Source organism: Comamonadaceae bacterium OTU4NAUVB1 (genome assembly GCA_024372625.1).
GTDB lineage: Bacteria > Pseudomonadota > Gammaproteobacteria > Burkholderiales > Burkholderiaceae_C > Variovorax.
The window spans coordinates 2,992,376-3,000,000 of record CP099605.1 but is presented as its reverse complement, the minus strand read 5'-3'; the positions used below and the strand labels follow the sequence as shown (position 1 = coordinate 3,000,000).

At 59.6% G+C, this 7,625-nt stretch carries 4 protein-coding genes and 2 rRNA genes (1 of these 6 cut by a window edge); all 6 read left to right on the top strand.

Annotated features, from left to right (window positions below):
• Positions 1–2,574: ribosomal RNA gene (locus NF681_17435) — 23S ribosomal RNA — on the top strand (it extends 299 nt beyond the left edge of the window).
• 128 nt (positions 2,575–2,702) lie between these two features.
• Positions 2,703–2,815 (top strand): 5S ribosomal RNA (gene rrf / locus NF681_17430).
• Positions 2,816–3,048: 233 nt separating this feature from the next.
• Entirely contained in the window at positions 3,049–3,714 is a 666-nt protein-coding gene (locus NF681_17425; protein ID UST55826.1) for a GNAT family N-acetyltransferase, read from the top strand.
• Between the two features lie 67 nt (positions 3,715–3,781).
• Positions 3,782–4,660 (top strand): CBS domain-containing protein, encoded by an 879-nt coding sequence (locus NF681_17420; GenBank protein UST54036.1) that lies wholly within the window; start codon positions 3,782–3,784, stop codon positions 4,658–4,660.
• Positions 4,661–4,689: 29 nt separating this feature from the next.
• On the top strand, positions 4,690–6,372 hold the full coding sequence (gene lnt / locus NF681_17415) for an apolipoprotein N-acyltransferase (GenBank protein ID UST55825.1): 1,683 nt from the start codon (positions 4,690–4,692) through the stop codon (positions 6,370–6,372).
• A 174-nt stretch (positions 6,373–6,546) separates the two neighbouring features.
• Positions 6,547–7,617 (top strand): asparaginase, encoded by a 1,071-nt coding sequence (locus NF681_17410; protein ID UST54035.1) that lies wholly within the window; start codon positions 6,547–6,549, stop codon positions 7,615–7,617.
• The last annotated feature ends 8 nt before the right edge of the window (positions 7,618–7,625 follow it).

Below are 7,625 nucleotides of genomic sequence, written 5' to 3'. Positions count from 1 at the left end.
AAAGACTGGCCATAGTGGGTGATAGCCCCGTACGTGAAATGACCTGTGTGGTACTGAGCTAACGACAAGTAGGGCGGGACACGAGAAATCCTGTCTGAATATGGGGGGACCATCCTCCAAGGCTAAATACTCATCATTGACCGATAGTGAACTAGTACCGTGAGGGAAAGGCGAAAAGAACCCCGGGAGGGGAGTGAAATAGATCCTGAAACCGCGTGCTTACAAAAAGTAGGAGCCCGCAAGGGTGACTGCGTACCTTTTGTATAATGGGTCAGCGACTTACATTCAGTGGCAAGGTTAACCGAATAGGGAAGCCGTAGAGAAATCGAGTCCGAATAGGGCGATCAGTCGCTGGGTGTAGACCCGAAACCAAGTGATCTATCCATGGCCAGGATGAAGGTGCCGTAACAGGTACTGGAGGTCCGAACCGACTAGTGTTGCAAAACTAGCGGATGAGCTGTGGATAGGGGTGAAAGGCTAAACAAACTTGGAAATAGCTGGTTCTCTCCGAAAACTATTTAGGTAGTGCCTCAAGTATTACCATCGGGGGTAGAGCACTGTTTTGGCTAGGGGGTCATGGCGACTTACCAAACCAAGGCAAACTCCGAATACCGATGAGTACAGCTTGGGAGACAGAGCACCGGGTGCTAACGTCCGGACTCAAGAGGGAAACAACCCAGACCGCCAGCTAAGGTCCCTAAAATTGGCTAAGTGGGAAACGAAGTGGGAAGGCTAAAACAGTCAGGATGTTGGCTTAGAAGCAGCCATCATTTAAAGAAAGCGTAATAGCTCACTGATCGAGTCGTCCTGCGCGGAAGATGTAACGGGGCTAAGCCAGTTACCGAAGCTGCGGATTTGCAATTTATTGCAAGTGGTAGGAGAGCGTTCTGTAAGCCTGTGAAGGTGCGTTGTAAGGCGTGCTGGAGGTATCAGAAGTGCGAATGCTGACATGAGTAGCGTTAAAGGGGGTGAAAAGCCCCCTCGCCGTAAGCGCAAGGTTTTCTACGCAACGTTCATCGGCGTAGAGTGAGTCGGCCCCTAAGGCGAGGCAGAGATGCGTAGCTGATGGGAAACAGGTCAATATTCCTGTACCGATGTATAGTGCGATGTGGGGACGGATCTTAATAGGTCATCCGGGTGTTGGACATCCCGGTTTAATTGGATGTAGGCGTACGTTAGGCAAATCCGGCGTACATATACCGAGGCCAATGATCGAGCCAGCTTGCTGGTGAAGTGACTGAACGAGGTTCCAGGAAAAGCCACTAAGCTTCAGCTATACACGACCGTACCGCAAACCGACACTGGTGCGCGAGATGAGTATTCTAAGGCGCTTGAGAGAACTCAGGAGAAGGAACTCGGCAAATTGACACCGTAACTTCGGAAGAAGGTGTGCCCTATTAGTGTGTAGTGAACAACGAAGCATGAATGGGTTGCAAAAAATCGGTGGCTGCGACTGTTTATTAAAAACACAGCACTCTGCAAACACGAAAGTGGACGTATAGGGTGTGACGCCTGCCCGGTGCTGGAAGATTAAATGATGGGGTGCAAGCTCTTGATTGAAGTCCCAGTAAACGGCGGCCGTAACTATAACGGTCCTAAGGTAGCGAAATTCCTTGTCGGGTAAGTTCCGACCTGCACGAATGGCGTAACGATGGCCACACTGTCTCCTCCTGAGACTCAGCGAAGTTGAAATGTTTGTGATGATGCAATCTCCCCGCGGAAAGACGGAAAGACCCCATGAACCTTTACTGTAGCTTTGTATTGGACTTTGAACAGATCTGTGTAGGATAGGTGGGAGGCTTTGAAGCAGGGTCGCTAGATCTTGTGGAGCCAACGTTGAAATACCACCCTGGTGTGTTTGAGGTTCTAACCTAGGTCCATTATCTGGATCGGGGACAGTGCATGGTAGGCAGTTTGACTGGGGCGGTCTCCTCCCAAAGCGTAACGGAGGAGTTCGAAGGTACGCTAGTTACGGTCGGACATCGTGACGATAGTGCAATGGCATAAGCGTGCTTAACTGCGAGACTGACAAGTCGAGCAGATGCGAAAGCAGGACATAGTGATCCGGTGGTTCTGTATGGAAGGGCCATCGCTCAACGGATAAAAGGTACTCTGGGGATAACAGGCTGATACCGCCCAAGAGTTCATATCGACGGCGGTGTTTGGCACCTCGATGTCGGCTCATCTCATCCTGGGGCTGTAGCCGGTCCCAAGGGTATGGCTGTTCGCCATTTAAAGAGGTACGTGAGCTGGGTTTAAAACGTCGTGAGACAGTTTGGTCCCTATCTTCCGTGGGCGCTGCAGATTTGAGGAAGCCTGCTCCTAGTACGAGAGGACCGGAGTGGACACACCTCTGGTGTATCGGTTGTCACGCCAGTGGCATTGCCGAGTAGCTAAGTGTGGAAGAGATAACCGCTGAAAGCATCTAAGCGGGAAACTCGTTTCAAGATGAGATCTGCCGGGGCCTTGAGCCCCCTGAAGAGTCGTTCAAGACCAGGACGTTGATAGGTCAGGTGTGGAAGCGCAGTAATGCGTTAAGCTAACTGATACTAATTGCTCGTGCGGCTTGACCCTATAACTTTGATCGATCAGATCAGGGTGTTATGCCAAGTTGACGCATTCAAAACAATTCGCCAAAAGCTGATTCCAAACTCTATGAATTCGTTCGACTGATCGTGTGATCAGCCGGACAACCCTTTATGCCTGATGACCATAGCGACGTGGTACCACTCCTTCCCATCCCGAACAGGACAGTGAAACGCGTCAGCGCCGATGATAGTGCGGGTTCCCGTGTGAAAGTAGGTCATCGTCAGGCTCTTACAGCCTAGAAAGCCCGGTTGCGAAAGCATCCGGGCTTTCTTCATTGGGGAATCGAGAAGGGGCGTAGGAACTCATCTTATTTAACGCGGAACATCGTGATGAGATACCGGACTGGTGTTGCCGCAGTCTTGCAAGATAAGTGAAAACCCTTACATTAGGGTCATGACCCCCACTTTTTCCGCATTGAAATACGCATTTGGTGGGTGGGTTCGTTCGTTCAGGTTCCAGATGGTGGACACGCAGATCAAGCCTGCAGAACGGTCTGCTCATGTGATTGTTCCCATCCGCTCAATCGGACCCAGGGAGCGGCCACGCGTAGCGCGCCATCTTCTGGACCTGACGTCTGTCGATCGTTACCTTCGTTTCGGCTACGCCGCCTCGGATGAGCAAATTCACAAATATGTGGATGGTCTCGACTTCGAGCGGGACGAGCTTTTTGGCATCTACAACCGTCGACTTGATCTGATCGCCATCGCACACCTCGCGTTCGCGCCTCCTGATCAGTACAGCGATTGCGCGGAGTTTGGTGTCTCTGTGGCCGCCAGTGCCCGAGGACGCGGTTATGGTTCGCGGTTGTTCGAGCGTGCGGTGGTGGTGGCACGCAACGAGGGCGTGGGCATGATGTTCATTCATGCACTAAGTGAAAATGCAGCCATGCTGAAGATTGCCCGCAAGGCAGGAGCCACGGTCGTACGCAGTGGTTCCGAGTCGGAAGCACATCTGCAGTTGCCTTCGGCAACCTTTGACAGCCATCTCAGCGAGATGGCGCTCGAGCATTTTGCCGAGGTGGACTTCCACTTGAAGACCCGTGCCAAACAGTTTTGGACTTTTCTGGCGGGGCTCCAGGAAATTCGAAGCGGACTTCGTGCCGCACGCGGCAAGTCCTCGGCTTGAGTCCTTGCGTCGTAGAGGCAGGAGGCAATCCGTTATCCTTGCACCTCCTCAACTTCGCCCTCCCGCAGTGGCCGAACCTCATCCTGAACGCACTCCCGTTGAACGGGAAGACAAACGCAGCTTTCTTCAGAAACTCGCTGAATTCCTGCATCCTGGCCCCGACTCCCGTGATGAACTGATCGAGACCCTGGCCGACGCCGAAGAGAACGAGGTGATCGGCGCCGAGTCCCGCGTCATGCTCGAAGGGGTCCTGCGCATGGCGGACATGACCGCTGGCGACGTGATGGTCGCCGCACCTCGGATGGATCTGGTCGACATCGATTCACCTTACGAGTTTCTGTTGCACGCGGTGATCGACACGGCGCATTCGCGCTTTCCGGTCTACGAGGGAGAGAAGGAAAACATCATCGGGATCCTGCTTGCGAAAGACCTCCTCAAGCTGCAGCGTGCCCCCGAACTGAACATCCGTGCGCTGCTCCGTCCGGCGGCATTCGTCCCGGAAAGCAAAGGGTTGAATGACCTGCTGCGCGAGTTCCGTGGGAACCGCAATCACTTGGCGATCGTGATCGACGAATTCGGCCGCGTGGCTGGACTCATCACCATCGAAGACGTTCTGGAGCAAATCGTCGGTGAGATCGAGGATGAGTTCGATATCGGCGAAGACGAGGGCGACATCTTCGGTCTGGCCGACCACACCTACCGCGTGTCCGGCGATACCCCCATCGAACGCGTGGCGGAAGCCTTCGGGATCACGCTCGACGCGGACGACCTGAGCGAAGATTTCGACACCATCGGCGGACTGGTGGCCCACAAGATGGGTCATGTGCCGAAGAAGGGCGAACATCACGCCCTGGGGGGGTTCGACTTCGTCGTGCTCCATACCAAGGGCGGTGCCGTCCGCTGGTTCAGGGTGTCCCCCGCGCGCGGCACCGGCGCCTCGGATTGACCACGCGTTCGGAGGCGACGGGCCGCACCCTGCCTGTGCGTCGATCCCTGATTCCCCGTCTCGTCGTCCTTGTCGTGGGCGGTGGTGTCCAGGCAGCGTCGATCGCGGCTCCCTGGAATGGCCGGCCACAATGGTGGTTGCAGGTGCTGGCGTTGGCGATGCTCGTCTGGTGCCTGGATGCGGTGCGCACCGAAGCCCGACCCGGGCATTGGCTGCGCGCCACCCTCCAGGGATGGCTGTTCGCGACGGCCTGGCTGTGCGGCACGTTCTGGTGGCTCTTCATCTCCCTGCACGTCTATGGCGGGCTGGCCGCACCGCTGGCGGTGTTGGCCGTGCTGGCACTGGCGGCGGGACTGTCCTTGTATTACGCGACCGCGTGCGGTGTTTTCGTGGCTTTCGCGTCCCGACGCAGCCCGGTGGGGGCGGCGTCGTTCTTCGCGGCGCTTTGGACATTGGCCGAACTCATGCGAGGCAGCTGGTTCACGGGCTTTCCATGGGGTGCCGGCGGCTATGCGCACCTGGACGGGCCGTTCGCCGGCTATGCGCCCTGGATCGGCGTGTACGGCATCGGTGCGGCGGCGGCGATGGTGGCGGCCTTGGGAACCCTCACGATGCGCGCGCTCTGCGGTGTCGGACACCAGCCGATGACGCGCGGGGTCGATGCATCGGGCAGGCCCGCGGCGCAGCCATCCGGATGGGCTGCAGGCGCCTGGCTCGTCGCCTTGCTGCTCGCTCCCCTCGCCCTCGCCGCGCTGCGTGACGCACCAGACGCGTCCAGCAGTCGGGGCACCGTGGACGTCCAGTTGCTGCAGGGCAACATTCCCCAGGACGAGAAGTTCGTCATGGGCAGCGGCATCGACACGGCGCTCGAGTGGTATGGCGTCCAGCTGCGCGATGCCACGGCATCGCTCGTGATCACGCCGGAGACCGCGCTGCCGCTGTTGCCGTCGCAGTTGCCCGAAGGCTACGTGGATGCCATCGCGGCGCGTTTCGCCACCGGCCATCAGGCGGCCATCGTGGGCATCCCGCTGGAGGGTGCGGGCGGTGCCGCGCCCGTGCCGGCCGGTCCGGGCGAGATCGACTATGGCGACTACCGCAATGCCGTGCTCGGCTTCAAGCCCGGTGCGGATGAGCCCTATCGCTACGAGAAGCACCATCTGGTGCCCTTCGGCGAATTCGTGCCGTCGATGTTCCGCTGGTTCACGAACCTGATGAACATCCCGTTGGGCGACTTCCATCGTGGCGCGCTCGCGCAGACGCCTTTCGTGTGGCAAGGGCAGCGCGTCGCCACGAACATCTGCTACGAGGATTTGTTCGGCGACGAGATCGGTGCCAACTTCCGCGATGCGTCGCGCGCTCCGACGATCCTGTTGAACGTCAGCAACATCGGCTGGTTCGGCGATTCGATCGCCATCGACCAGCATCTGGCGATCTCGCGCATGCGCTCGATCGAGTTCGAACGGCCGATGGTGCGCGCGACGAACACCGGCGCCACGGCGGTGATCGACCATCGGGGGCAGGTGGTGCAGGAACTGCCCCGCCTCACGCGCGGCGTGCTCTCCGCCACCGTCGAGGGCCGTGGCAATTTCACGCCGTTCGCGCGGTGGGTGTCGCGCTTCGGCCTGGCGCCGCTGTGGAGCGTGGCGCTGTGCGTGGCGGTGATCGGCGTCGCCCTCGGCCTGCGGGCGCGTCGCCGGACCCTGGCACGCTAATCGCATCGCGAGGTGGGCAGGCCGGACTCGAATCCGGCCGTGCCGATGCCGTCGCGGGCATCTCGACGGTCCGGAACACCGTTAACCTCGTGCCGCCGCGCGGCACCGACGGTCTCCGGACCCACGGACGGCGCACGGCATGCCATTTCCTCCATCCTTTCTCCTGGATTCCCCATGCACCCTCGCCATCGACTCCGCCTCTTCGCCGCGGCCCTGTGCCTCTCGGCCGTCACCCTGGTGCAGGCCCAACAGGCCGCGTTGCCCAACGTCACGATCCTCGCGACTGGCGGCACCATCGCCGGCGCGGGCGCCTCGGCCATCAACAGCGCGACCTACGCGGCGGCGAAGGTCGGCGTCGACAAGCTCATCGCCGGCCTGCCGGAACTGTCGAAGGTGGCCAACGTCAAGGGGGAACAGGTGTTCCAGGTCGCCTCCGAGAGCCTGACGGACGACAACCTGCTCGCGCTCGCGAGGCGCGTGTCGGCGCTGTCCAAGCAGGCCGACGTCGACGGCATCGTCATCACCCACGGCACCGACACCCTGGAGGAGACCGCGTACTTCCTGACCCTGACGGTGCACACGGCCAAGCCGATCGTGGTGGTCGGCTCGATGCGGCCGGGGACGGCGCTGTCGGCCGACGGCGCGCTCAACCTCTACAACGCCGTCAACGTCGCGGCCAGCAAGGACGCCGGCGGCAAGGGCGTGCTGGTGACGATGAACGACGAGATCCAGAGCGGTCGGGACGTGAGCAAGACCGTCAACATCAAGACCGAGGCCTTCAAGAGTCAGTGGGGCCCGCTCGGCATGATCGTGGAAGGACGCAACTACTGGTTCCGCGCGCCGGTCAAGCGCCACACGATGCAGTCGGAATTCGACATCGACGCCATCACGGCCCTGCCGCCGGTGCAGATCGCCTATGGCTACGAAGGCGTGTCGCCGGTGGCCATCGACGCGCTGGGCGCGAGCGGCATCCAGGCGCTGATCCACGGCGGCACGGGCAACGGCTCGGTGGCCGACCGGATCGTGCCGCACCTGCAGAAGGTGCGTGCCGGCGGCGTCGCCGTCATCCGCAGTTCGCGCGTGCCCGACGGCTTCGTGATCCGCAACGCCGAACAGCCCGACGACAAGTACGACTGGGTGGTGGCGCACGACCTGCGTCCGCAAAAGGCCCGCATCCTGGCAATGGTGGCCATGACGAAGACGCGCGACACGAAGGAACTGCAGCGCATCTTCTGGGAATATTGAGCGGTCGC